The 24864-nt window shown below is 62.6% G+C and carries 26 protein-coding genes; 21 read left to right on the top strand and 5 right to left on the bottom strand.

Going from position 1 to position 24864, the window contains the following annotated elements:
• Positions 1 to 354 carry a RidA family protein gene (locus ACSBPU_RS14650; protein WP_442592778.1) on the top strand — a complete coding sequence of 118 codons (354 nt, stop codon included), beginning with the start codon at positions 1 to 3 and terminating at the stop codon, positions 352 to 354.
• A gap of 16 nt (positions 355 to 370) precedes the next feature.
• Here ACSBPU_RS14650 and ACSBPU_RS14645 read toward each other — a convergent pair whose 3' ends face one another.
• Positions 371 to 886 carry an NAD(P)H-dependent oxidoreductase gene (locus ACSBPU_RS14645; protein ID WP_442592777.1) on the bottom strand — a complete coding sequence of 172 codons (516 nt, stop codon included), beginning with the start codon at positions 884 to 886 and terminating at the stop codon, positions 371 to 373.
• Positions 887 to 975: 89 nt separating this feature from the next.
• On the opposite strand from ACSBPU_RS14645, the gene ACSBPU_RS14640 reads away from it, so the two are divergent.
• The 4 genes from ACSBPU_RS14640 (at position 976) to accD (ending at position 6322) form a co-directional block, all read left to right on the top strand.
• Entirely contained in the window at positions 976 to 3216 is a 2241-nt protein-coding gene (locus ACSBPU_RS14640; RefSeq protein WP_442592776.1) for a RelA/SpoT family protein, read from the top strand.
• 115 nt (positions 3217 to 3331) lie between these two features.
• Positions 3332 to 4531 (top strand): tryptophan synthase subunit beta, encoded by a 1200-nt coding sequence (gene trpB, locus ACSBPU_RS14635; RefSeq protein ID WP_442592775.1) that lies wholly within the window; start codon positions 3332 to 3334, stop codon positions 4529 to 4531.
• A 17-nt stretch (positions 4532 to 4548) separates the two neighbouring features.
• Positions 4549 to 5394 carry a tryptophan synthase subunit alpha gene (gene trpA, locus ACSBPU_RS14630; RefSeq protein ID WP_442592774.1) on the top strand — a complete coding sequence of 282 codons (846 nt, stop codon included), beginning with the start codon at positions 4549 to 4551 and terminating at the stop codon, positions 5392 to 5394.
• A gap of 52 nt (positions 5395 to 5446) precedes the next feature.
• Positions 5447 to 6322 carry an acetyl-CoA carboxylase, carboxyltransferase subunit beta gene (gene accD, locus ACSBPU_RS14625; protein ID WP_442592773.1) on the top strand — a complete coding sequence of 292 codons (876 nt, stop codon included), beginning with the start codon at positions 5447 to 5449 and terminating at the stop codon, positions 6320 to 6322.
• Positions 6323 to 6532: 210 nt separating this feature from the next.
• Here accD and ACSBPU_RS14620 read toward each other — a convergent pair whose 3' ends face one another.
• Positions 6533 to 9535, bottom strand: a complete 3003-nt coding sequence (locus ACSBPU_RS14620) for an Rne/Rng family ribonuclease (RefSeq protein WP_442592772.1) — start codon at positions 9533 to 9535, stop codon at positions 6533 to 6535.
• 503 nt (positions 9536 to 10038) lie between these two features.
• Between ACSBPU_RS14620 and ACSBPU_RS14615 the strand changes: the two genes are divergently transcribed.
• The 4 genes from ACSBPU_RS14615 (at position 10039) to ACSBPU_RS14600 (ending at position 13380) form a co-directional block, all read left to right on the top strand.
• The gene (locus tag ACSBPU_RS14615) at positions 10039 to 10992 is read left to right on the top strand and encodes an RluA family pseudouridine synthase (RefSeq protein WP_442592771.1); all 954 of its coding nucleotides are present in this window, start codon (positions 10039 to 10041) and stop codon (positions 10990 to 10992) included.
• Positions 10989 to 11642 carry an HAD-IA family hydrolase gene (locus ACSBPU_RS14610; RefSeq protein ID WP_442592770.1) on the top strand — a complete coding sequence of 218 codons (654 nt, stop codon included), beginning with the start codon at positions 10989 to 10991 and terminating at the stop codon, positions 11640 to 11642. The genes ACSBPU_RS14615 and ACSBPU_RS14610 overlap by 4 nt, the downstream gene beginning before the upstream one ends.
• A gap of 112 nt (positions 11643 to 11754) precedes the next feature.
• Positions 11755 to 12717, top strand: a complete 963-nt coding sequence (msrP, locus tag ACSBPU_RS14605; RefSeq protein WP_442592769.1) for a protein-methionine-sulfoxide reductase catalytic subunit MsrP — start codon at positions 11755 to 11757, stop codon at positions 12715 to 12717.
• Between the two features lie 15 nt (positions 12718 to 12732).
• Positions 12733 to 13380, top strand: coding sequence for a sulfite oxidase heme-binding subunit YedZ (locus ACSBPU_RS14600; protein WP_442592768.1), 648 nt, complete (start codon positions 12733 to 12735; stop codon positions 13378 to 13380).
• Positions 13381 to 13464: 84 nt separating this feature from the next.
• Here the strand turns inward: ACSBPU_RS14600 and ACSBPU_RS14595 are convergent, their stop codons facing one another.
• The 3 genes from ACSBPU_RS14595 to ACSBPU_RS14585 form a co-directional block, all read right to left on the bottom strand.
• A complete protein-coding gene (locus ACSBPU_RS14595) occupies positions 13465 to 14265 on the bottom strand; it encodes an N-acetylmuramoyl-L-alanine amidase (protein WP_442598369.1) in 801 nt (266 codons plus the stop codon).
• Positions 14266 to 14331: 66 nt separating this feature from the next.
• Entirely contained in the window at positions 14332 to 15051 is a 720-nt protein-coding gene (locus ACSBPU_RS14590; protein WP_442592767.1) for an SAM-dependent methyltransferase, read from the bottom strand.
• Between the two features lie 34 nt (positions 15052 to 15085).
• Positions 15086 to 15667 (bottom strand): Maf-like protein, encoded by a 582-nt coding sequence (locus ACSBPU_RS14585; protein ID WP_442592766.1) that lies wholly within the window; start codon positions 15665 to 15667, stop codon positions 15086 to 15088.
• A gap of 346 nt (positions 15668 to 16013) precedes the next feature.
• On the opposite strand from ACSBPU_RS14585, the gene ACSBPU_RS14580 reads away from it, so the two are divergent.
• The 12 genes from ACSBPU_RS14580 (at position 16014) to ACSBPU_RS14525 (ending at position 24862) form a co-directional block, all read left to right on the top strand.
• Positions 16014 to 16493, top strand: coding sequence for a YceD family protein (locus ACSBPU_RS14580; RefSeq protein ID WP_442592765.1), 480 nt, complete (start codon positions 16014 to 16016; stop codon positions 16491 to 16493).
• A gap of 61 nt (positions 16494 to 16554) precedes the next feature.
• Complete coding sequence (gene rpmF, locus ACSBPU_RS14575; RefSeq protein WP_180068194.1) at positions 16555 to 16737, top strand: 50S ribosomal protein L32; 183 nt, start codon at positions 16555 to 16557, stop codon at positions 16735 to 16737.
• Positions 16738 to 16783: 46 nt separating this feature from the next.
• The gene (gene plsX / locus ACSBPU_RS14570) at positions 16784 to 17866 is read left to right on the top strand and encodes a phosphate acyltransferase PlsX (protein WP_180068195.1); all 1083 of its coding nucleotides are present in this window, start codon (positions 16784 to 16786) and stop codon (positions 17864 to 17866) included.
• A 20-nt stretch (positions 17867 to 17886) separates the two neighbouring features.
• Positions 17887 to 18861, top strand: coding sequence for a beta-ketoacyl-ACP synthase 3 (locus ACSBPU_RS14565; protein ID WP_180068196.1), 975 nt, complete (start codon positions 17887 to 17889; stop codon positions 18859 to 18861).
• Between the two features lie 36 nt (positions 18862 to 18897).
• Positions 18898 to 19830 (top strand): ACP S-malonyltransferase, encoded by a 933-nt coding sequence (gene fabD, locus ACSBPU_RS14560; RefSeq protein ID WP_442592764.1) that lies wholly within the window; start codon positions 18898 to 18900, stop codon positions 19828 to 19830.
• A gap of 5 nt (positions 19831 to 19835) precedes the next feature.
• Entirely contained in the window at positions 19836 to 20576 is a 741-nt protein-coding gene (fabG, locus tag ACSBPU_RS14555) for a 3-oxoacyl-ACP reductase FabG (protein WP_180068198.1), read from the top strand.
• 183 nt (positions 20577 to 20759) lie between these two features.
• Positions 20760 to 20999: an acyl carrier protein gene (gene acpP, locus ACSBPU_RS14550; RefSeq protein WP_013742768.1), complete on the top strand. Its 240-nt coding sequence runs from the start codon at positions 20760 to 20762 to the stop codon at positions 20997 to 20999.
• 153 nt (positions 21000 to 21152) lie between these two features.
• Complete coding sequence (gene fabF, locus ACSBPU_RS14545) at positions 21153 to 22382, top strand: beta-ketoacyl-ACP synthase II (RefSeq protein ID WP_442592763.1); 1230 nt, start codon at positions 21153 to 21155, stop codon at positions 22380 to 22382.
• A 13-nt stretch (positions 22383 to 22395) separates the two neighbouring features.
• Positions 22396 to 22746: a hypothetical protein gene (locus ACSBPU_RS14540; protein ID WP_442592762.1), complete on the top strand. Its 351-nt coding sequence runs from the start codon at positions 22396 to 22398 to the stop codon at positions 22744 to 22746.
• Positions 22743 to 23342, top strand: a complete 600-nt coding sequence (gene rpoE / locus ACSBPU_RS14535; protein WP_180068201.1) for an RNA polymerase sigma factor RpoE — start codon at positions 22743 to 22745, stop codon at positions 23340 to 23342. Before ACSBPU_RS14540 ends, rpoE begins: the two co-directional genes overlap by 4 nt.
• A gap of 9 nt (positions 23343 to 23351) precedes the next feature.
• A complete protein-coding gene (locus tag ACSBPU_RS14530) occupies positions 23352 to 23858 on the top strand; it encodes an RseA family anti-sigma factor (RefSeq protein WP_180068202.1) in 507 nt (168 codons plus the stop codon).
• Complete coding sequence (locus tag ACSBPU_RS14525) at positions 23858 to 24862, top strand: MucB/RseB C-terminal domain-containing protein (RefSeq protein WP_442592761.1); 1005 nt, start codon at positions 23858 to 23860, stop codon at positions 24860 to 24862. The genes ACSBPU_RS14530 and ACSBPU_RS14525 overlap by 1 nt, the downstream gene beginning before the upstream one ends.
• Positions 24863 to 24864 lie beyond the last annotated feature (2 nt).

Here is a 24864-nt window from a genome sequence, read left to right as displayed (position 1 = left end):
ATGAGCGAAGTGGAACGCGTCAATGTTGAAAAACGTCTGTCGGACATGGCCATCTACAATGGCGTCGCCTACCTGGCGGGCCAGGTTCCCGATGACGCATCACTGGATATCCAGGGCCAGACAGCGCAAGTCCTGGCCACGATCGACCGGCTGCTCGCCACGGCCGGCACCGACAAGTCCCGCATTCTAATGGCCCAGATCTTCGTTGCCAACATGAAGGAATTCGACGGCATGAACAAGGCTTGGGACGCCTGGGTCGCGCCGGGCAACGCTCCGCCCCGGGCAACCGTCGAGGCGCGCCTGGCCAATCCCGACTACAAAGTCGAAATCGTCGTCACCGCCGCCCTGCGTTAAGCCGGCAGGGCGGCTTTCACAGCAGCAGGGCCGCCAGCAGGCCGCCCATGTTTTCGCTGGCCTGCCGGTCTTGAGGGCGGATGGTCTTCGGTGCCAGGATGGCCTCGGCGGTTTGCGCCGCCGTGTTGGCGATATAGGCAGGGGCCGCCGGCTTCAGGCGCCACCCGGTGCAGATTCTTTCGGCCTGGCGCACGGCATTGCCGCCGTCGCTGCCCGCGCTGACCAGCAACCCGTAGTGGCGCCCGTTCAGGCGGTCCAGCACGGCATAGTAATTGCGGTCGAAGAATTCCTTCATTGCTCCGCTCAGGCCGGCAAGATTCTCCGGACAGCAGAACAGCATGGCGTCCGCGCCCAGCAAGTCTTCCGCCTGGGCCTCGTCAGCGTGCCGGATCACGATGTCCAGCCTGTGCCGTGCCTGCAACTCGTCGGCGGCGGCGCGGGCGCCCGCAATTGCGGCATCCGCCATCTGTTTTGCGGCGCCGGTGCGCGAATGCCATACGACGAGCAGGGTTTTCCGAGTCTCTGAATTCATGATGGTCGTTGTTTCGCATGGCCTCCATACACGTTAGTATAGGGGCGCTGCAAAATTCGCACGCTTCTGTTGTCTGTAAGTTTCCCGCCATGGCTACGATTGCTCCACCGGATTCCGAAAAATTGCCCTTCGATGCGCAATGGTTCAAACGCGCTTGCGCAGACCTGGACGAGAGCGGCTGCCAGTTGCTGAAGGACGCCGCGGATTGGGCGCGCGAGCATACCACCGGCCTTCTGGCCACCACCGGCGAACCGCTTGCGGAACACAGCGCGGAGGTGGTGCTGATTCTGGCCGAACTCGGCACCGATGCCCAGGCGCGCGCCAGCGCGCTGCTGACCGTCCTGCGGCCCGAGAACACACGCAACGAACGCGACGATCCTTTGTTCAAGCGGTTCGGCCCGGAAGTCATGTCTCTTGTCCAGGGTACGCGCGCCTTGCTGCGGCTTGGTCATCTTGCGGGGCAGGCGACCGATCAGGCCGCCACCGGCACGGATCAAAAGGAAATGCAGCGCAAGATGCTGCTGGCCATGGCCGCCGACTTGCGCATCGTCCTGATGCGTCTCGCATCGCGCCTGCAGTCCTTGCGCTGGCACGCCAGTTCCAAGACGCCATGCCCAAGGAGTTTCGCGCAGGAGACCATGGAGCTCTACACGCCCCTGGCGAACCGGCTGGGAATATGGCAGATCAAATGGGAAATGGAAGACCTGGCGTTCCGATTCCTGGAGCCCGATACCTACAAGACCATCGCCCGCCAGCTCGAGGAAAAACGCGTCGAGCGCGAGGCCTTCATCAGCGACACGGTCCGGCGGTTGCGGGCCGCTCTAAAAAAGGCGCGCATCCATGCCGACGTGAGCGGCAGGCCCAAGCACATCTACAGCATCTGGAACAAGATGCGCAACAAGAGCCTGGAGTTCAATCAGCTGTACGACCTGCGGGCCTTGCGAGTCATCGTCGAAGACGAGCGCGCCTGCTATGGCGCGCTGGCGCTGGTGCATGCCATGTGGACGCCGGTTTCCGATGAGTTCGACGACTATATTTCGCGGCCGAAGCCCAATGGCTACCGGTCGCTGCACACCGTGGTGGCCGACGTGCAGGGAAGAACGTTCGAGATTCAGATACGCACGCACGAAATGCACCAGTTCGCCGAATACGGCATGGCGGCCCATTGGCGCTATAAAGAGGCGGGGCCGCGCGGAGGCCAGGTTGCTGCTTCGGGCGGCTACGATCAGAAGATCGCCTGGATGCGGCAATTGCTTGCTTGGGACAAAGACGACGCGGAAACCCTGCGCGCGCCGGAGGGCACCGAAACTGCGCGGGCGACTGATGAACGCATCTACGTCATGACACCCCAGGCGCGGGTCATCGAGCTGCCGGCCGGCGCGACGCCGGTCGATTTTGCCTATTACCTGCACACCGACCTGGGCCACCGCTGCCGGGGCGCGCGCGTCGATGGGCAGATGGTCCCGCTGCTGACCCGGTTGTCGACCGGCCAGACGGTGGAAATCATTGCGGCCAAATCGGGCGGCCCGTCCCGCGACTGGCTCAACCCCCAGTTGGGATTCCTGGCCAGCCCTCGTTCGCGCGCCAAGGTCAGGGCCTGGTTCAATGCGATCGAGTTGCAGCAGCGCATCTCGCAGGGCCAGGCCATGGTGGAAAAAGAGCTGCAGCGCCTGGGCAAGACCGCGGTCAACCTCGAACAAATGGCCCAACAGCTCGACTTCGCACGCGCCGATGACCTTTACGTCGCGGTGGCCAAGGAAGAGTTCAGCCTGCGCCAGATCGACTACCTGCTCATGGGCGGCAAGGGTCGCACACCGGAGGGAGACTCCGAGGCGAACGTATCCGAGGCCCGGATCTACGGCAGCCGGGACGAGAGCGTGGCACGCACCGGCAAGAGCGGCGTGCTGGTGGTAGGCGTGGATTCGCTGATGACCCAGCTTGCGCGCTGCTGCCGCCCCGCGCCTCCCGATTCCATCGTCGGGTTCGTGACGCGCGGCCGCGGCGTGTCCATACACCGGCGCGATTGCAGCGCCTATGCCGCGCTGGCCGCCCGCAGTCCCGAACGGTTGATCGACGTGGACTGGGGCAATACCGGCGACGCCGTGTACCCCATCGACATCAGCATCCATGCGCCGGAGCGTCCCAATCTGCTGCGGGACCTGTCCGAGGTCTTTGCCAAGCTGCGGCTGAACGTGGTGAGCGTCAATACGCACAGCAGGCGGTCGCTGGCCCACATGGTGTTCACCATCGAGGTGAAGAACGGCGAGCAGATCGGCAGGGCGCTTGCGGCGCTGAACGAGCTGTCGGGGGTGACGGCGGCGCGCCACTGAAGGCGGCATGCGCCGCGCCGGTTTCCATTGCCGGCGCGCCGGGCCGCCGAAACCTTGCGTCGGGACTGGTAAAATGGCCGGTCTCGACAATGTTGCATAACCAGAGAGTCATGTTTTGAAATCCTATACTCTGCCTGATCAGAACGGGCACTTTGGCCAGTATGGCGGCTCATTCGCCGCTGAAACCCTGGTCCATGCCCTGGACGAGTTGCGTCTTGCCTACGACAAGTACCGCAATGATCCCGAATTCCTGAAGGAATTCGCCTACGAGCTCAAGCACTTCGTGGGGCGCCCCAGCCCTGTGTACCATGCTCGTCGATGGTCGGAAGAGCTGGGCGGAGCGCAAATCTGGTTCAAGCGCGAAGACCTCAATCACACGGGGGCGCACAAGATCAACAACTGCATAGGGCAGATCCTGCTGGCCCGACGCATGGGCAAGCCCCGCATCATTGCCGAAACCGGTGCGGGGCAGCATGGCGTTGCCACCGCCACCGTCGCCGCCCGCTACGGCCTGGAATGCGTGGTCTACATGGGCAGCGAAGACGTGCGCCGCCAGGCGTCCAATGTGTACCGCATGAAGCTGCTCGGCGCCACCGTGGTGCCTGTCGATTCCGGCTCGCGCACGCTCAAGGACGCCTTGAACGAGGCCATGCGCGACTGGGTCACCAATGTCGAAAACACCTTCTACATCATCGGCACGGTGGCCGGGCCGCATCCCTACCCCATGATGGTCCGCGATTTCCAGTCCGTCATCGGCGACGAATGCCTTGAGCAGATGCCGGCCGAAACCGGTCGCCAGCCCGACTACGTAGTGGCTTCGGTGGGTGGTGGCTCGAACGCCATGGGCATCTTTTATCCCTATATCGAACACCAGGACGTAAGCCTGGTGGGCATCGAGGCGGCCGGAGAGGGCTTGTCCAGCGGCAAGCATGCGGCGTCGCTCAATGCGGGCGCGGTCGGCGTGCTGCACGGCAACCGCACTTATGTCATCCAGGACGACAACGGCCAGATCATCGAGACCCATTCCATCTCCGCCGGCCTGGACTATCCCGGGGTTGGTCCCGAACACGCCTGGCTGAAGGATTCAGGGCGTGCCCGCTACGAATGCATCGATGACAACGAGGCGCTCGCCGCTTTCCATGCCTGCTGCCGTATCGAGGGCATCATGCCCGCGCTCGAGTCATCACATGCGATCGCCTATGCACAGAAGCTTGCGCCAACGCTTCCCAAGGACAAAATCATTCTTGTCTGCCTGTCCGGGCGAGGCGACAAAGACATGCATACCGTGGCCGACTTCAGCGGCATCAGCCTGTAGGGAGCGGGGTTTACATAATGAATTCTTCCAACAAGCGTTTGCTTGCGAGCTTTGCCGATAAAGGGCGCACGGCGCTGATTCCATACATTACCGCAGGCGATCCCTCCATTGAGGCCACGCCGCGGCTGATGCACGCTCTGGTTCGCGCCGGAGCCGACGTCATCGAGCTGGGTGTTCCTTTTTCCGACCCCATGGCCGACGGTCCCGTCATTCAGCGTGCGGGCGAGCGTGCCATACGCCGGGGCGTGGGGCTGCGCCAGGTGCTCGACATGGTCGCCGAATTTCGTCTTCAGAACCAGGATACGCCCGTTGTCCTGATGGGCTATGCCAATCCCATCGAGCGCATGGGGCCGGCCGTGTTTGCGGAACGCGCGCAGCAGGCGGGCGTCGATGGCGTGCTGGTGGTGGACTACCCGCCCGAGGAAATCGAGGCATTCGCCGAACTGCTGGGCAAGGCGGAGATCGATCCCATATTCCTGTTGGCGCCTACCTCGACGCAGGAGCGCATGAGCAAGATCGGGCAATTGGCGCGCGGCTATGTCTACTATGTATCGCTGAAAGGCGTCACCGGCGCCGGTCACCTGGATACGGCAGACGTTGCGGCGCGCCTGGCCGAAATTCGCCGCCATGTGTCGATCCCGGTTGGCGTGGGCTTTGGCATCCGGGATGCTGATAGCGCCAAACGCCTGTCCGAGTGCGCGGATGCGGTCGTCATCGGCAGCAAGCTGATAGAAACCATGGAAGCCGCCGTGGCGCAGGTAAGCCAGCGCGGCGGCTCGCCCGAAGAGGCCGACACAGCGGCCATCGAGGCTGCGGAAGGCTGGCTGGCCGGAATACGGCGGGTCCTGCCTTCGGGCGGTTGAGCAACATAGCAAGAACCCAACGGCCCGAAGGGGGCCTACATCGGAAAAGAACATGAGTTGGATCGATAAAATACTTCCACCGCGCATCAACCGCAGCAACGAGGGCGGCAGGCGGGTCCCCGAAGGGGTGTGGGTCAAGTGCCCGTCCTGCGAGTCCGTGCTGTACAAGGAAGACCTGAAGGCGACGCTCAACGTGTGCCCCAAGTGCAGCCATCACATGCGCATCGGCTCGCGTGCCCGCATCGATGCGTTGCTCGATGCCGACGGGCGCGTCGAAATCGGGCAGGAAACGCGCCCCATGGACCCGCTGAAATTCCGCGACACGCGCAAGTATCCGGACCGCGTCTCCGAAGCCGTCAAGCAGACGGGCGAAAACGAGGCCCTGGTCGTCATGAGCGGATGCATCCTCGAGGTGCCGACCGTGCTGGCCTGCTTCGAATTCGAGTTCATGGGCGGATCCATGGGCTCCGTGGTCGGCGAGCGCTTTGCGCGGGGCGTGCAGGAGGCCATCAAGAACCGCACCCCATTCATCTGCGTCGCCGCCTCCGGCGGCGCGCGCATGCAGGAAAGCGTGCTGTCCCTGATGCAAATGGCCAAAACCAACGCCATGCTCACGCGGCTGTCGGCGGCGGGCCTGCCGTTCATCAGCGTGCTGACCGATCCCACCATGGGCGGCGTCTCCGCCAGCTTCGCTTTCATGGGCGATGTCGTGCTCGCCGAGCCCAAGGCCTTGATCGGTTTTGCCGGCCCGCGCGTCATCGAGCAGACTGTGCGCGAGAAGCTCCCCGAGGGCTTTCAGCGCGCTGAGTTCCTGTTGCAGAAAGGAGCGATCGACATGGTGGTCGACCGCCGCGAAATGCGCAACGAACTGGCCCACTTGATGGCCATTCTGACTCGTCAGCCGGTCGACGTGGTGGCCAAGGACTGAATGAGGGGTCAGACCCCGGACGGGGTCTGACCCCATGAAAAAGGATAAAGGGGGTCAGACCCGGAAGGGTCTGGCCCCATGTAGTAAAGACGGGGTCAGACCCCGAATGGGGTCTGACCCCTTGGAACTCACAAAAAAGCCTTGCCGGCGGTAAACCGGCAAGGCTTTTTTTTGCGTACGCCCGCCGCTAGGCGGCGGGCGTGAGCGCCATCAGTGGGTTTCCACCTGCTGCAAGGCTTCGCTGGCAACGGAAGCCGCGGGCTTGCGAGCCCGGCCCAGGCGAACCGCCGGGGCGGGAGCCTCGGTTTGCGCCAAGGCTGCCTTGGTTTCGATGAGTTGCATGCCGGCGTTCTGCAGCACTTCATCCAGGCCGGTTTCCGCTTTGGAAGCTGCGCCGTTCAGCGCGATCGGGGCTTGATCGCGGGTAGAGGCGGTTTCTTCAACGGGGGCGCCGGTGTCTTCGGGAGCTTCCGAAGGCTGGGCCGCCGAAGCGGCTTCCGGTTCCGCTGAGAGTTCGGCCTGTTCCGGCTCGGCAGCCGGTGCTTGCGCCGTAATGGATGCCTCTTCATGTGCCGGAACGGTGTCGGCAGGCGCCTGCACGTCGGGCTGCACCGCCGCAGTTTCCGCGACGACCGTGGCCGGCTCGGTGGGTGCTTCCTGGACGTCTGCATCCGTGGAGGCCGGGACGTCGGCAACCGGTTCAGCGGCGGCGTGCGCAATGGCGACCGGCTCCGTGATATTGGCCTGGGCGTCGCTGGTTTCGGCTTCCGCCACGTCGGTGACGGCGGCGGTTGGCTCTTCCGCACTTGCGTCGGCAGGCTGGACATCGGCGGCCGGCGTGGCTTGGGGGTCGAAGCCCGGTGTTTCGTGTCCGATGAAGGAAGCCTGCTCGTCGGCTGAGCCGTCCTCGTCGGCCTGGACGGTGCTGCCTTCCACGCCGGCTTCCGAAGACTTGCGGCTACGGCGGCTGCGACGGCGACGACGCTTGCGCTCGGTTTCCTGCTGGTCGCCTTCGGCCGGCGTTTCGCTGATGAGCTCGGATTCGGCCACGATGGTTTCTTCGATGGCCTCGGTCTCGGGTTCGGCAGGAATCACGGCGTCAACGATGGGGGCCGCTGCAACTGGCAGGGTAGCCAGCACGGTTTCGGTTTCCGTTGCCTCGGATTGGGTCTCTTCCCGGCGGCTGCGCCCGCGTCCGCGCCGGTTCCGGCTGCGCCCGTTGCCTTCGGTGGCGTCGGTGGCGAAGGAGGGGGCTGGCTGCTGGGGAGCCTGGCGAGGGGCTTCGCTCGCGATGGGAGCATCCTGCGTGTGGCGACGGGATTTCTGGACAGGGGCCAGTTCTTCGCCCTTGATGCCGGCGGCTTCCGGACGGCGGTCGCCCCGGCGGGAGCGCCCGCGCTCGCCATGGCTGCGATCGCGGCGTTGTTCCTGGGAACGGTTTCCTTTACCACGACCGCCATGCGCCGCCTTGGCGGGCTCGGCGGCGGTGGGGGCCTCGGCCTTTTGCCCGCTGCCGGTCAACCAATTGATAAGGCGCTTCAGGAGACCTGCGCCTTGCTGGGCAGCAGGGGCGGACGCTTGTGCGCTGGGGGCGGATACGGGTGCCGGCTGAGAAGGCGTAATGCCTTTGACCAGCGCTTCGGGACGCGTCTTGGACTCCAGCGCCTTGTTGGGCTCCCAGACGACCTTGTCCTCGGGTTGCGTCACGAGCTCGAAGCTGGTCTTGATTTCCTCAAGGCGGGGATCGTCGTGGCGCAGCCGTTCGATGTGGTGGTGCGGTGTTTCCAGATTCTTGTTGGGAATCAGGACGAGGTTGACCTTGAGCCTGGACTCGATCTTGGTGATATCGGTGCGCTTTTCGTTCAGCAGGAAAGTGGCCACGTCGACCGGCACCTGGGCGTGAAGGGCGGCCGTGCCTTCCTTCATGGCTTCTTCCTGCAGCAGGCGCAGCACATGCAGGGCGCTGGATTCCGCGTCGCGGACGACGCCGGTGCCATTGCAGCGCGGGCAGGTGATGTGCGAGCCTTCGTTCAGGGCGGGGCGCAGACGCTGGCGCGACAGTTCCATGAGCCCGAAGCGGGAGATCTTGCCCATTTGCACGCGGGCGCGATCGAAATGGAGGGCGTCGCGCAATCGTTGTTCGACCGCGCGCTGATTCTTGCTGTCCTCCATATCGATGAAGTCGATGACGATCAGGCCGCCGAGGTCGCGCAGGCGCAACTGGCGCGCTACTTCGTCAGCCGCCTCGAGGTTGGTGCGCATCGCCGTTTCTTCGATGTCGGCGCCCCGCGTCGAGCGTGCGGAGTTGACGTCGATCGCCACCAGGGCTTCGGTGTGGTCGATGACCACCGAGCCGCCCGAGGGCAGCTGGACAGTGCGCGAATACGCGGTTTCGATCTGGTGTTCGATCTGGAAACGGGAGAACAGCGGGATGTCGTCGCGATACATTTTGACGCGCTGGACATTGTCCGGCATGACTACGCTCATGAAGGCGGTGGCCTGGTCGTAGATGTCGTCGGTATCGATGAGGATTTCGCCGATTTCGGGAGAGTAGTAATCGCGTATGGCGCGGATGACCAGGCTGGATTCCAGGTAGATGAGAATGGGCGCCTTGTTTTCGCGCGCCGCGCCGTCGATGGCATTCCAGAGCTGGAGCAGATAGGACAAGTCCCATTGGAGCTCTTCGACGCTGCGGCCTATGCCGGCCGTGCGGGCGATGATGCTCATGCCGGACGGGACGTCCAACTGGTCCATGGTTTCGCGCAGTTCCTGGCGGTCTTCGCCTTCGACCCGGCGCGAGACGCCGCCGCCCCGGGGGTTGTTGGGCATCAGGACCAAGTAGCGCCCCGCCAGCGAGATGAAGGTGGTCAGGGCGGCGCCCTTGTTGCCGCGCTCTTCCTTTTCGACCTGAATGATGAGCTCCTGACCTTCGGAGAGGGCGTCCTGGATGCGCGCCGTACGCACATCGACGCCTTCCTTGAAGTAGCTGCGGGCGATTTCCTTGAAGGGCAGGAAGCCGTGGCGTTCTTCGCCGTAGCTGACGAAGCAGGCTTCGAGGCCGGGCTCTATGCGGGTGATGACCCCTTTGTAGATGTTGCCTTTGCGTTGTTCGCGCCCGGCGGTTTCGATGTCGAGGTCAATGAGTTTTTGACCGTCGACAATAGCAACGCGTAGTTCTTCTTGATGCGTTGCATTGAACAGCATTCGTTTCATGAGTGTGTTTCTCCGTAGTCATGGCGCACCGTTGATCGGCGCACGACCGCGGGTCACTCGGTGTGTGGCGCTAAATCTGCGTGGGAGGGATGGCTGACGATGTCAGGCATTGCCCACCTTGTGTCGAGCAGGCACGGCGCACTGGTAGGTGCGCAGTTCAGTCAGCAGGGAGGTCAGGTTCACTATAGTGTTGTTGACGAAAATAAATTTGCTGGGAACGGCAGACGCGTGTTTTAAGCCGCGGCTGGTGCATAAGAACGATGACAAGCTTTGCAAAGAGATTCAGCGTCGCACGCGGTTGGCAGGTGATACTCGAATAGCGGGCTGTTCGCCACACCACCATCGGCGTATCGGGCTTGCCCCGGCGACCTAATGACCCAGAAGCTGAAACCCAGGCAGTACAATATGACCTTTGTTCGTCCAACGGAGACGCACCTTGCATCTCTACGTCGGGCGGTTTTTCAGCTTCTATAGGCTGACGCGATTATATTCCGCTTTTCCCTATGCGCAAAACAGTTATTGTCCAAGATAGTCCGCCAAGCGTCCGCTTGGTCCAGGTCGGGACCGAACAGGCCGGGCAGCGCATCGACAATTTCCTCTTGCGGCTGTGCAAGGGCGTGCCCAAAAGCCATATATACAAGGCCATCCGCAGCGGCGAAGTACGCGTCAACAAGGGGCGTACTTCGGCCGATTACCGCGTCGAGGAAGGGGATACCGTCAGGATTCCCCCGATCCGGCTGCCGCGGGCGGACGAGCCCCGCCCGGTCCCGCCGGCTTCCTTTCCAGTCATCTACGAAGACGACGCCATGCTGGTCATCAACAAGCCGGCGGGCGTCGCGGTTCACGGCGGCAGCGGGGTGTCGTTCGGCGTCATCGAACAATTGCGCGCCGCGCGTCCGCAGGCGCCATTCCTGGAATTGGCCCACCGGCTGGACCGGGAAACCTCAGGCTTGCTGATCATCGCCAAGAAGCGCAAGGCGCTGGTGGCGCTGCACGACATGATGCGCGAGGGCGGGGGGCGCAAGCATTACCAGGCTCTGGTCGTCGGCGACTGGGTCAACGACCGGCAGCACATCCGGCTGCCCCTGCTCAAGTGGCTGACGGCGGCGGGCGAGCGGCGCGTCAGGGTCGACGCGCAAGGCAAGGCCGCCCATACCATCATCACTATGCAAAAGCGGTACGGGCGATACAGCCTGGTGGGGGCGGAACTGCGCACCGGGCGCACCCACCAGATTCGCGTCCATCTGGCCTCCAGCGGCCATCCCATCGTCGGCGATGACAAATACGGTTCGGACGAGGTCCGGGCGCATTTCGCGCGCCTCGGACTGGAACGCATGTTTCTTCATGCGGGCCGGCTCGAGCTTCCGCACCCGCTGAGCGGCGAGCCCCTGCGACTGGAAGCGCCTTTGCCGCCCGCATGTCTGAAAATACTTGATTATCTGGAGCAACACTCGTGAAGCGTTACAAGGCGGTCATTTTCGACTGGGACGGCACCGTCATGGATTCGACCCATTCCATCGTCGAGGCGATACAAGGGGCGTGCGCGGATGTCGGGCTTCCCATTCCCCCCGCCGAAGAGGCGAGCTGGGTGATCGGCCTGTCGCTCGAAAGCGCGTTGTACCGTTGCGTGCCCACGCTGACCGCAGAGCAGCTTCCCTTGTTTCTTGAGCGCTATCGTTTTCATTTTCTGAGCCGCGACCCGCATCTGAAGCTGTTCGACGGCATGCTGGACCTTCTGGGCGCACTGCAGCAGCGCGATGTCACCTTGGGCGTGGCCACCGGCAAGAGCCGGATCGGCCTGGATCGCGTATTGGGCAACATGCAGCTGGGCGGCTATTTTCACGCCACGCGCTGTGCCGACGAGTCATTCAGCAAGCCGCATCCGGCAATGCTGCTGGAGCTCATGGAAGAACTCAGCCTGGAGCCCCATGCGGTATTGATGGTCGGGGACACATCGCACGACATCCAGATGGCCACGGCAGCCGGCGTCGACAGCATGGCCGTCACCTATGGCGCGCATCAGAAGAGCATCCTGCTGAAGGCGGAGCCGACGATCATGGTGTCGAGCGTTCGCGAAATGCGGTCCTGGCTCCTGGAGCGGGTGTAGGGGTCAGACCCCATGCGGGGTCTGACCCCGCGGAGCGCCGTTGGGTGTAGAATCAAAAACAGGGGTCAGACCCCCTACGGGGTCTGACCCCATCCTGAAGGAGTCCAGTGCCATGGCCAGGATCCAGATACCACGCATCGCACCGTCCGAAATCACGCCCGAACCGGTCTGGCAAGCCCGGCGCGTCTGGCTGCGTCAAATGGGCATGGGGGCGGTCGCGCTGGGTGCGGCCTCGGTGCCCGGGATGCCGTGGGCGGCCGCCGCCGAAAAGCCGGCGCTGCCGGCCACGCCTAATCCGCAGTACTGGCTGAGCGAAAAACCCACCTCCGAGAAGGACGTCACCGGCTACAACAATTTCTACGAGTTCGGCACGGGCAAGACCGATCCCCGAGACAGGTCGGGCCGGTTTCAGACCCGTCCTTGGACCGTCACGGTCGAGGGCGAGGTGGCCAAGCCGCGCACCTTCGATATCGACGACCTGCTCAAGCTTGCGCCCATGGAAGAGCGCATTTACCGTTTGCGATGCGTGGAAGCCTGGTCGATGGTCATCCCCTGGATCGGCTATTCATTGTCGGCGTTGCTGGACCAGGTGCAGCCCACCAGCAAGGCGAAGTTCATCGAATTCACGACGGCAGCCCAGCCGGACACCATGCCGGGCCTTCGAAGCCGGATCATAGACTGGCCCTATGTCGAGGCGCTGCGCCTGGATGAGGCCATGCATCCCTTGACCATGTTGGTTTTCGGCGTCTACGGGAAAATGCTGCCGAACCAGAACGGCGCTCCGCTGCGTGTTGCCATTCCCTGGAAATACGGCTTCAAATCCGGAAAGTCCATCGTCCGGATACGCTTGCTGGAAACCATGCCCGAGACCAGCTGGGTGAAAATTGCGCCCAACGAATACGGCTTCTACGCCAACGTCAATCCCGACGTCGACCATCCCCGCTGGAGCCAGGCCACGGAACGTCGCATCGGCGCAAGCTTTTTGGCGCCACGTGTGGAAACCATGATGTTCAACGGATACGCCGAACAGGTGGCCTCGCTGTATCAAGGCATGGACTTGAACCGGTATTACTAGCGTTGACGGGTCCTAGTGAAGATAGCCACGCCTCGCTCCAACTGGTCGTCCAAGCAGATCGCGCGCTTCAAGCCTTTCTTGTTCCTGCTGGCTTTGTATCCCGTCTACCGGTGGGTGTGGCTGGCTTATACCGATGGCCTCAGTGCCAATCCGCCGGAGTTCCTGATCCGTTCCACAGGCATATGGGGCCTAGTTGCCTTGGGACTGACGCTGGCGGTGACGCCGCTGCGCAGATTGCTCGGACAGCCCGCTCTCGTCGGTGTGCGGCGCATGCTGGGCCTGTTTGCTTTTTTCTACACTGTCCTGCATGTGCTCGGCTGGGCATTCTGGGAAAGAGGCTGGTCCCTGGCTTCGATGTGGGAAGACATCGTGCAGCGCACTTTCATCCTGGTCGGTACGATCGCCTTCGTTCTCATGCTGGCTCTCGCCATTACCTCCACCCGGGGCTGGATACGCCGGATGGGCCACTATTGGCAGCGCCTGCACCGCAGCGTGTACGCGATCGCGGCCCTGTCCGTCTGGCATTTCTGGCTGGTGCGCGCCGGCAAGAACGATTTCGCGGAGCCATACGCGTATGGCGTGCTCCTGGCTGTGCTGCTATTGCTGCGCGTGATGTTTTTCTTCGGGGTCAGACCCCGTACGGGGTCTGACCCCGGGCGTTGATAGGAAGGGGTCAGACCCCATGCGGGGTCTGACCCCCGCATGCATAAGATCAGGGTCACACCCCATGTGGGGTCTGACCCCTTCCTATGGCAGCGCTTTCAGGATCGCCAGGGTTCTGGCGTCGGGCATGCCGTCGAAAAGCTCGGGGCGATACCGCATCTGGAAGGCGGCGATCACATTGCGTGTGGCGGGGTCCAGCAGGCCGCTGCGCGGCACCTCGTAGCCGACGCGGCCAAGCTCCTGCTGCACCCAGGCGGCGTCCGGCAGGCCATTTGCCTGGAAGTCGCGCTCGTACCGTTGCGCCGCTGCTTCGTCGTACCATCGGCCTATCCCTTCGTCGGCGAGCTTTTTCCAGGGAAACAAGGGGCCGGGATCGATTTTGCGCTGAGGGGCAATATCGCTATGGCCCACGATATTCTGGGGCTTGATCTGATGGCGGCTGATGAGATCCCTGAGGAGCGTGGCAAGGGTGGCGATTTGCCTGGACGAGTATGCGCTCCATGTCTCATCGGCCTTTCCGGGATTCACGACCTCCACTCCGATCGAACTGCTGTTCACGCCGCTGCGGCCGTACCAGGAGCTGGCACCGGCATGCCAGGCGCGCCGGCTTTCATCGACGAGCTGGTAGACACGGGGGCGCGGATGGTCGGTGATCAGGTAATGGCTGCTGACATTGCCCTCGGAAAGGATCCTGAGCGAGGTTTCGTTGTCGGCGGAGGTGTAGTGCAGCACGATGAAATCCACCCGGCTGCTCTGGCTTTTCGCCTGTATGCTGCGATCTATGTCCAGCTTGCCGGGGTCGTAGCCGCTGCAGCCGGCCATCGCCAGCAGCAGCGCGGCCAGCCCTGGCGACAAAGGCGAGCGCTGCCGCCTCTCGCGGCGCATGCTTGCCAAGAAGCTGCCGCGATCGCGCTTCTTCTCCCGTTGTTCAACGGTTGCCGTGTTCATGCCCTAGCGGCTCGCAAGGAACAGGAAAATGGCCGGCTTCTTCGACAGGTCGGGCGCCGGCAGGGTTTTCCATCGGCTGACGGCGTGGCTGGCAATCCATTCGTCGGGTGTGGTGAGCGCGCGTGCGACGCAAAGCCGCGTATTGCCCTTCAGCGATTGCAGCAGCGCCTGGAACATGGCGTCGTTGCGATAAGGGGTTTCGATCAGGATCTGCGTTTGCTGATGTTTGAGCGACAAGGCCTCCCAGGACTTGATCTGGGCGGACCGTTCCGATGCATTGACCGGCGCATAGCCATGGAAGGCGAATCGTTGGCCGTCCAGGCCGCTGGCCATGAGGCTGAGGAGTATGGAGGACGGGCCTACCCAGGGCGCAACCCGCAGGCCCATGTCGTGCGCTTCGGCGACGACACGGGCGCCAGGGTCGGCAACGGCGGGGCACCCGGCCTCGGAAACCAATCCGATGTCGCCGCCGGAAAGCAGGGGCTGCAGCCAGGCACGCATTTGCTTGGCGTCAGTCTTGGCATCCAGCGTATGGATGGTGATTTCCTGTATGGGGCGCAGCGTGCCCACCAGTTTCAAGAAGGCGCGCGCCGTCTTTGCGTTCTCGGCGATGTAGGTCGGAATGCGCCCCGCCAGTTCCCGCACGTCGGACGGCAGCCATGAGGCAGGCGGCGCGTCGCCCAGGCCGACGGGGATCAAATGTAGTGTTCCGGTTGGTTTCAAGGTGTTTTCCAGTAGGGAATGAGCGACAGGCGTGCTATTGGGCGTCTGCGAGCGGATCCAGGCCGAAGCTGCGCAACATGCGGCTCAGCGCGATCAGGGGCAGGCCGATGATGGCGGTGGGGTCATTGGACTCCATGCCGTCCATCAGGGCAATACCCAGGCCCTCGGCTTTCGCGCTCCCGGCCGTGTCGTAGGGCTGTTCTTTCTCCAGATAGGCTATGATTTCGCTTGTGCGCAAGCTGCGGAAGCGGCAGCGCGTGACGACGTCGTCGATTTCGTAGCGCCTGCCGTCGGTGACGCACAGTGCGCTGTGAAATTCCACAGTGCGCCCGCTGAGCATTTCCAGTTGTTCGCGGGCGCGCTCGAAATTGCCCGGCTTGCCGATGGGCTGGCCGTCCAGCGTGGCGACCTGGTCCGAGCCAATGACGACGGCGTCCGGATGACCGGCCAGGATGGCCTGGGCTTTCGCCATGGAAAGGCGCAGTGCGAGCTGCGATGGTGTTTCGCCTTGCAGCGGCGATTCGTCGATGTCGGGCGATATGCTGCAAAAAGGCATGCCGAGCCGTTCGAGCATGGTTTTGCGATAGCGCGAGCTTGAGGCTAGGATGAGACGCATAAGCGAAGCTGGGCCTGTTCTGTTTGACTGCGATTGCTGAAACACAGTATTATCTAATGTTTTCTTTGTGCTTGAAAAGCGCGGTTGGCGAGAAAACACGGGGCTTGCGAGAAAAGGCTTACGAGAAAAGCCCATGGGGGAAAGCCCACTGTAAGGTTTACGGGGAGCTTTTGCGCGCGGGACGGTACAGGGCTATATGGACCAAGACACTAGGGATCAAGATACTAGGGGCCAAGATACTAGGGGCCAAGATATGGACCCAGATATGGGTCCAGACCCGGAGGGTCGAAATACTGCGGATCAAGGCAGTAGCGACCAAGGCAGCCAGGCGTACGTAGATACCTATGTGCTTGCCCGGTTGGGCCGCGAGGTTGCCGGGCGGGCGGGTATTGCCCGCTTTGAGCGCCTGATTGGCGATCTGCCTGCGCAGGAAGGTTCCGAGGTCGTCTGGTCGGTGCGCGGTGAAACCGACGCCCACGGCCAGCGTTTCTTGCGTGTCGATGTCAAGGCGAGCCCGGTGCTCATGTGCCAGCGTTGCATGCAGCCCTTTGTTTTTCCTGTCAAGGTCGACAGCCGTTTGCAGCTCGTTGCGTCGGAAGCCGATCTCGATCCCGAAGGCGGGCTTGACGACGACGAAGCGCCCGAGCGTATTCTGGGCTCTCAGCGTTTCGATGTCCTGGAACTCGTCGAAGACGAGATCATTCTCGCCCTGCCGTACGTGCCCAAGCACGATGTTTGTCCTTCGTTGCCGGCGGCTTTGGATGCCGACAGCGACACGGGCAGGCCTTCACCGTTCTCGGTATTGAGCCAGCTCAAGAAAAATTGATTTAACGCACTTAACTTGCGGGGCTATCGCGTACAATAGCGACCCGTTTTCAGGAGTCATCATGGCCGTTCAGCAAAACAAAAAGAGCCCGTCTAAACGCGGTATGCATCGTTCGCACGATTTTCTTACCACGCCTCCCACGGCTGTAGAACCCACCACCGGTGAATTGCACCTGCGTCACCATATCAGCCCCAACGGTATCTACCGTGGCCGTAAAGTGATCAAGACCAAGAACGACGAATAAGCTTCGTCCAGCGATCTCGCTATAAACGCCACAGATTGCGCGCTTGATGTCGAAATCAGAAACTCGGATCGCCATCGATTGCATGGGCGGTGATGTCGGCTTGCCGGTCACCGTTCCTGCGGCCCATCAGTTTGCAAAGCAACATCCCGATACGCGCTTTCTTCTCGCGGGCGACCCCGCGGCGATCGAAACCGCGCTTCAGGGCTTGGCAAGCCTGGGCAGGCAGTGGTATGAAATCCTTCCTGCGTCCGAGGTCGTCACTATGGACGATTCGGTCGAGATCGCCCTTCGCCGCAAAAAGGATTCGTCCATGCGCGTGGCTGCGCAAGCGGTCAAGGATGGGCGTGCCGACGCCTGCATCTCGGCGGGCAATACCGGCGCCTGGATGGCCATTTCGCGCTACGTCCTCAAGACGCTCGACGGCATCGACCGGCCCGCCATCGCCACTTCCATACCCAACCAGAAGGGTGGCGCGACCACCATGCTGGACCTGGGGGCCAATGTGGACTGTACGGCCGAGCATTTATTGCAGTTCGCCATCATGGGCTCCGCCCTGGCCTCCACCGTCGATCGGCACGAAAGGCCCACCATCGGCCTGCTCAATATCGGCGAAGAGGTCATCAAGGGCAACGAAGTCGTCAAGCAGGCCGCGGAGTTGCTGCGCGGCAGCGGTTTGAATTTCTACGGCAATGTCGAAGGCGACGATATCTGCAAAGGTACCGTCGACGTCATCGTCTGCGATGGCTTCGTCGGCAATGTAGTACTCAAATCCATCGAAGGGCTGGCCAAGATGGTTGCCAACATGATGCGCGCCGAATTCACCCGGGACGCGCTGTCGATGGCGGCCGGCATGGTGGCCAAGCCTGTGCTCAATCGCTTGCGCGACCGTGTCGACAACCGGCGCTATAACGGCGCCGCATTGCTGGGCCTGCGCGGAATCGTCATAAAGAGCCATGGATCCGCCGACGCCTATGCGTTCGGCTATGCACTGCAACGCGCGCGCGATGCGGTGCACAAAGGCCTGCTTGACGGAACGACAAGCGCCATAGATCGCCTTCGCCAGAGCTTGCAGGCTGCGGCCGTGCAATCGGCGGAGCTCGCCAACGATGTATCTGATCCTGCGCCATAGCCAGGTATCTGGAAGCTACTATGCCTTATGCGAAAATTATCGGGTCGGGCGGCTATCTGCCGCCCAGGGTCGTGACCAATGACGATCTTGCAGCGGACCTGGCGACTCGACAAATCGAAACTTCGGACACCTGGATCGTCGAGCGCACGGGCATACGGCAGCGCCATCTGGCCGATCCCGGCGTGACGACGAGCCAATTGGCGACCCGCGCCGCGCAAATCGCGCTGGATGACGCCGGCGTGGCGGCCGAAGACCTGGACCTCATCATCGTCGCGACCTCCACTCCCGACTTCGTCTTCCCGAGCACGGCATGCCTGGTTCAGGCGGCTCTGGGATCGAAGGGCGGAGCGGCATTCGACGTCCAGGCGGTTTGCAGCGGCTTCGTGTATGCGCTGGCGACGGCCGATGCCTTCATCCGCGCGGGCCGCGCCAAGACCGCCCTGGTCATCGGCGCCGAAGTGTTCTCCAGCATCCTCGATTGGAACGACCGCGGCACCTGCGTCCTGTTCGGCGACGGCGCGGGCGCGGTGGTGCTCAAGGCCGCCGACGAGCCCGGCATCATTGCCGCCCAGCTGAATGCCGACGGAAGCCAGATGAAAATCCTGTGCGCGGCCGGCAACGTGGCGCACGGAAAAGTCGTGGGCGATCCCTTCCTGCGCATGGACGGGCAGGCGGTATTCAAGCTTGCCGTCACTTCCCTGGCCAAGTCCGCCACCGACGTATGCGCGGAAGCCGGCATCAAGCTCGAAGAAATCGATTGGTTCGTGCCGCATCAGGCGAATGTCCGCATCATCAATTTCCTTGGGCGCCGGCTCGGCCTGACGGACGATAAAGTCGTCGTCACGGTGGATCAGCACGCGAATACCTCGGCGGCCAGCGTTCCCCTTGCTTTCGATGCCGCCCGCCGCGACGGGCGCATCAAGCAGGGCGACCTGGTCATGATGCAAGGGGTGGGCGGCGGCTTCACCTGGGGATCTGTGCTGGCCCGCATGTAAGGCAGCAGGATCGTCTAACCGTTTTCATTGGATTCTATGAAAGTTGCATTTGTATTTCCGGGCCAGGGTTCCCAATCGGTTGGGATGCTCGACGCCTGGGCCGGCAACCAGGTGGTGGAAGACACCATCAAGCAGGCTTCCGACGCGCTGGGGCAAGACCTGGGGGCGCTGATTGCCGGCGGCCCGGCCGACGAGCTCAATCTCACCACGAACACCCAGCCGGCCATGCTGACGGCAGCGGTGGCCATGTACCGGGCCTGGATCGCCGCGGGCGGTGCAAAGCCCGTGCTGGTGGCCGGGCATAGCCTGGGCGAGTACTCCGCGCTTGCCGCCGCCGACGCCATCCGTCTGGAAGACGCGGTGCGCATCGTACGGATCCGCGCCGACGCCATGCAGGAAGCCGTGCCAGTGGGCACCGGCGGCATGGCCGCCATATTGGGCCTGGACGACGACACCGTGCGCTCGGTATGTGCCGATGCGGCACAGGGCGAGGTCGTGGAGGCCGTGAACTTCAATGCGCCGGAACAGGTGGTCATCGCCGGGCACAAGGACGCAGTGCAGCGCGCCTGCGATCTGGCCAAGGCGGCGGGCGCGAAGCGCGCGCTGGTCCTTCCGGTGTCCGCGCCTTTCCATTCCCGCCTGCTCAAGCCTGCCGCGCTGGTTCTCGAAGAGGCCCTGTCCGGCATCGATATGTCCGCGCCGGCCATCCCCCTGATCAATAACGTCGACGTGGCCGAAATATCCGATCCCGGCGGCATCAAGGATGCGCTCGTCAGGCAGGCCTGGCATGCTGTGCGCTGGGTCGAAACCATACAGGCCATGAAGGCGCAGGGAATCACTCACGTGGTCGAATGCGGGCCGGGCAAGGTGCTCAGCGGGCTGACCAAGCGCATCGACCGTGAACTGGTCGGGCTGGCCATTACCGACCCGGCTTCCTTGCAGCATGCTTTGGACACTTTACAAGGGTGACGTCAATGCAAGACAAACAACTCGAGGGCAAGACTGCCCTGGTGACCGGCGCGACGCGCGGCATAGGAAAAGCGATCGCGCTTGAACTCGCTGCGCGGGGCGCCGTCGTGATCGGCACGGCGACGTCGGAGTCGGGCGCGCAATCGATAGGCGAAATGCTGGCCGGGTCCGGTGGCCGCGGCGTGGCGCTCAATGTGGACGACGCTGCCGCTTGCGAGCGGGTAGTGGCCGACCTGGCCCAGGAGGGCGGGCCGCACATCCTGGTCAATAATGCGGGCATCACGCGCGACAATCTGGCAATGCGCATGAAGGACGATGACTGGCAAGCGGTGATCGACACCAATCTGACGGCGGTGTTCCGCCTGTCGCGGGCCGTGACCAAGAGCATGATGAAGGCCCGCTGGGGACGCATCATCAACATCACCTCGGTGATCGGTTCCAGCGGCAACCCTGGCCAGGCCAATTACGCGGCCGCCAAGGCCGGCGTCGCCGGCATGTCGCGTGCGCTGGCGCGCGAACTGGGCAGCCGGAACATCACCGTCAATTGCGTGGCGCCGGGTTTCATCGAAACCGACATGACGCGCGCCCTGAACGAAACCCAGACGGCGGCGATACTGTCGCAGATTCCCTTGGGACGCCTGGGCGCCGCCACGGACATCGCCCACGCCGTCGCATTCCTTGCCAGCCCGCAAGCGGGCTACATCACGGGCACGACCGTGCACGTGAATGGCGGAATGTATATGTAACGAAACCGACAGTGACCCTCTCGTAGGGTAAAATCTGTCCACTTTTAGGGTGTTCCGAATGCGCCTGCAGCAACCAGGCGGGCGACTTGAGCATTCGGCAATGCTGTTTTTTATCATGGCCAACACCAATAACTTATTCGTTTGGCTATAATTCGCGGGAATTTTCCCCACTTGGAGATCTGCATGGAAAGCATCGAACAGCGCGTCAAGAAGATCGTCGCTGAACAACTTGGCGTCAACGAAGCCGAGATCAAAAACGAATCTTCCTTCCTTGACGACCTCGGTGCCGATTCGCTCGATATGGTCGAGCTCGTGATGGCACTCGAAGATGAATTCGAAACTGAAATTCCTGACGAAGAGGCAGAGAAAATCACGACGGTTCAGCAAGCTGTTGATTACATCTCTTCGCACAGCAAACAGTAATTTTCCATTTTCGGGTGCGGGCGCGGTTTTCTCCGCCGCTCCTCCCTTCAGGGCGGTTTTTAGAGCCGGGCCCCGCTTCTTCCCAAGCGCTATTGCTTGGCTAGGCGCGGTGCCTGCGGGCTTTAAACCGCTTTTTTATTTTAGGAGTCATCCGTGAAACGACGTGTCGTCATTACCGGCCTGGGTATTGTCTCGCCAGTCGGCAACGATATTCCCACAGCCTGGGACAATATCGTCAACGGGCGTTCGGGCATCAGCCGAATCACGCGCTTCGATCCGTCTGCGCTCAATGCCCAGATAGCGGGTGAGGTCAAGGGTTTCGACGTTACGCAGTACATGTCCGCCAAGGAAGCCAAAACAATGGATACTTTCATCCATTACGGCGTGGCGGCGGGCATGCAGGCATGGCGCGACGCCGGCCTCGAAATCACCGAGGAAAACGCCGAGCGCGTCGGCGTCATCGTCGGGTCGGGCATCGGCGGTTTGCCTCGCATAGAAGAAACTCAGGCGGAATACCTGGAACGCGGTCCGCGCCGGATTTCCCCGTTCTTCGTGCCTGCCTCGCTGATCAACCTGATTTCCGGACAACTGTCCATCATGCTGGGTTTCAAGGGACCCAGCTACGCCGTCGTTTCGGCCTGCACGACCGGCCTGCACTCCATCGGCGACGCGGCGCGGCTCATCGAGTACGGCGATGCCGACGTCATGGTGGCCGGCGGTGCGGAATCCACTGTCTCGCCCCTGGGCGTGGGTGGCTTCGCCGCCATGCGTGCCCTGTCCACCCGCAACGATGATCCCGCCACGGCTTCGCGGCCTTGGGACCGCGATCGCGATGGCTTCGTGCTGGGCGAAGGGGCAGGCGTGGTGGTGCTCGAAGAGTACGAGCACGCTCGCAAGCGTGGCGCCCGCATCTACGGCGAATTCGCAGGCTATGGCATGAGCTCCGATGCCCACCACATCACGTCGCCCGACCGCGACGGTCCGCGCCGCGGCATCCTCAACGCCTTGCGCAGTGGCGGGATCAATCCTCAGGACGTCGATTACGTGAATGCGCACGGCACGTCCACGCCTTTGGGCGACAAGAACGAAACCGAAGCGCTCAAGCTGGCTTTCGGCGACCACGCTGCCCGTCTGGTGGTGAACTCCACCAAGTCGATGACCGGGCACCTGCTCGGGGCGGCCGGCGGTATCGAAGCGGTTTTCACGACCTTGGCGGTCCACTATCAGATTTCGCCGCCCACGATCAATATCTTCAACCAGGATCCCGAGTGCGACCTGGACTACTGCGCCAACCAGGCGCGCGACATGAAGATCGACGTCGCGCTGTCCAATTCCTTCGGTTTTGGCGGCACGAACGGGTCCATGGTCGTCCGGAGGATCTAGGCTGGCCGGCCCCATGTCGATGGTCGGCTGCTGGCCGGTCCGGCCCGGCCGCTGGGCCGACCTGGCGAAGGCGCTCGGCTTGGCGGACCCGGATGCGCCGGCAACGCTGACACTCCAGGGCGCCGGCCATTGGGCGGTCTCCCTGGCCGGCACGGTCCGCCCCTTGCGGCTGGTGCATGCGTGGCCCGCCTTTGCCTGGATCACGCTGCGATTTCAGGAAGATGCCCCCGGCGCTCGGGGAAAACCACTAGAGTTCACTGTATGGAAAGCCGGCCTGAAGGAAGGAGAATGGCGTCACTTGCGGAGATGCGTCGCCGCGCAGCAGGCCATGCCGGACCGTAGTCATAATAAGGACACACCATGAGCGAACGCGATGTCGATGCCGAACTGGTCGCTCGCGTTCAGCGAGGCGACAAGCGCGCCTATGATCTTCTGGTGCTCAAGTATCAGCGCAAGATCATGCGCTTGCTGTCGCGCATGATACGCGACCCGGCCGAGGTCGAAGACGTCGCCCAGGAGGCATTCATCAAGGCTTATCGGGCCTTGCCCCAATTCAGGGGCGAAAGCGCCTTTTATACCTGGCTTTACAGAATCGCCATCAATACGGCGCGCAACTGGCAGGCGGCCAGCGGCAGGCGCCCCGTCACTTTAAATGCAATTGAGTCTGAAGATGGTGAAACTTTTAGCCAAATTGACAACCTAACAGACATCAACACCCCGGAATCAGCCATGGCCAGCCGTGAAATCGTCGAGACGGTGAACGCGGCCATCAGCAGTTTGCCGGAAGACCTGCGCACAGCCATCGTGCTGCGCGAAATTGAAGGTATGAGTTACGAGGATATCGCCCAAAGCATGGGCTGTCCCATCGGAACGGTCCGTTCACGGATCTTCCGGGCACGGGAAGCCATTGCGGCGCAGTTGCGTCCAGTGCTGGGCGGCGATTCCGACCGTCGTTGGTAAGGAGCCACAATGCAATACGTCAATCGGACCGGGCTGAATCAGGACGATGCTCAGCCTTCCTGGGAGGCGTCGGTTTCTTCTTGGATAGATGGTGAAGACGATATCCGTCCTGAAGAATTGGATACACCCTACGGACGCCAGGTATGGGATACCTATCACCTGATTGGCGATGTCCTGCGCAATCAGGACCTGGCCGTCAAGCCCTCGGACTTCTTCTACGCCCGGGTTTCCAAGGCCATCGACGCCGAGCCGCCCATCGTGGCGCCCCGCAACCTGCGCCGAAGCAGTCCGCTGCGCATCGGCCTGTCAGGGCTGGCGGTGGCGGCCGCCGTGGCGACCGTCGTCTGGGTGGCCTTGCCGTACATGGCCGGCGAGCAATCCATTCCGGTAACCGGCGCTCCGCTGATGGCCAGCGTCGCCGACGAGCCCGCCGGGCTGGGCGACTACCTGGACGCCCACCGTGAGATAGCCGGGGTGAATCCCGTCAGGCAGGCCTCGTTCGAGGTACGCCGGTGATGCGGTTTTCGTTCAAGATGGGCCAGGCGTATTCGGCCGTATGGCTGGCGGTGGGCTGTCTGTTCCCGCCAGCGTCCGCATGGGCGGCGGAAGCCGCCCCGGAACAGACCCTGGCGGTGCTGGAAAAAATACACAAGGCTGCGCGCCAGCTCGACTACTCTGGGGTCTACACCTACCAGCAGGGCCAGGTGATGAGCTCCTCGCGCATCATCCATATGGTCGACGGCACGGGCGAGCGCGAGCGCATCGAGGTCCTGGACGGCATGCCGCGGGAATTCATCCGCCAGAACGACGTCACGCAATGCCTTTTTCCTGAAAAGAAAACCGTCGTCATAGAGCGGCGCAATGGCGAGAGATTTCCCGCGCTGCTGCTGGCCGGCGGAAAAGAGATCCCGGCGCATTACGACGTCCGGCCCCAGGCGGCGGTGGGCCGCGTGGCCGGCCGCGAATGCGGCATCGTCGAGCTCATTCCACGCGATGGGCTGCGCTACGGCTACCGCCTTTGCGTCGATACCAAGACCGATCTGCTGCTCAAGCTGCAAACCCTCAATGCCGAGCGCCAAGTCCTGGACCAGATCGCATTCAACAGCATCCAGGTCGGCGACAAGGTCGAATCGAGTCTTCTCGCTTCCAATTGGAACCTAAAGGACTGGACGGTTGTCGAACCCTCCATGTCACCGATCGATCTCGCGAAAAACGGCTGGCGCATCCCTTTTCCACAAGGGTTCCAGCCCATCACGCAAGTGCAGCGCCACATGAAGCGCGGCGCGGTCAGCCAGCTGGTCGTCACTGACGGGCTCGCCGCAATTTCCGTCTTCATAGAGCCGTTCGAGCAAGATCAGAAAGGCCAGAACGTCAACGCGGTCGTCAACGCCGGCGCAATGAACATATTCCGTACGCGCGTGGGTGATCACTGGTTGACAGCCTTGGGAGAAGTTCCTCCGGAAACCCTGCAAAGCATCGCAGAGCGCACCGAGTACGTCCCCTTGGCCCAATCCCAATAATT

This window comes from Parapusillimonas sp. JC17 (assembly GCF_052180245.1).
Lineage (GTDB): Bacteria > Pseudomonadota > Gammaproteobacteria > Burkholderiales > Burkholderiaceae_B > Parapusillimonas.
The sequence above is the reverse complement of the archived record's forward strand: the minus strand, read 5'-3'. Positions and strand labels throughout refer to the sequence as shown.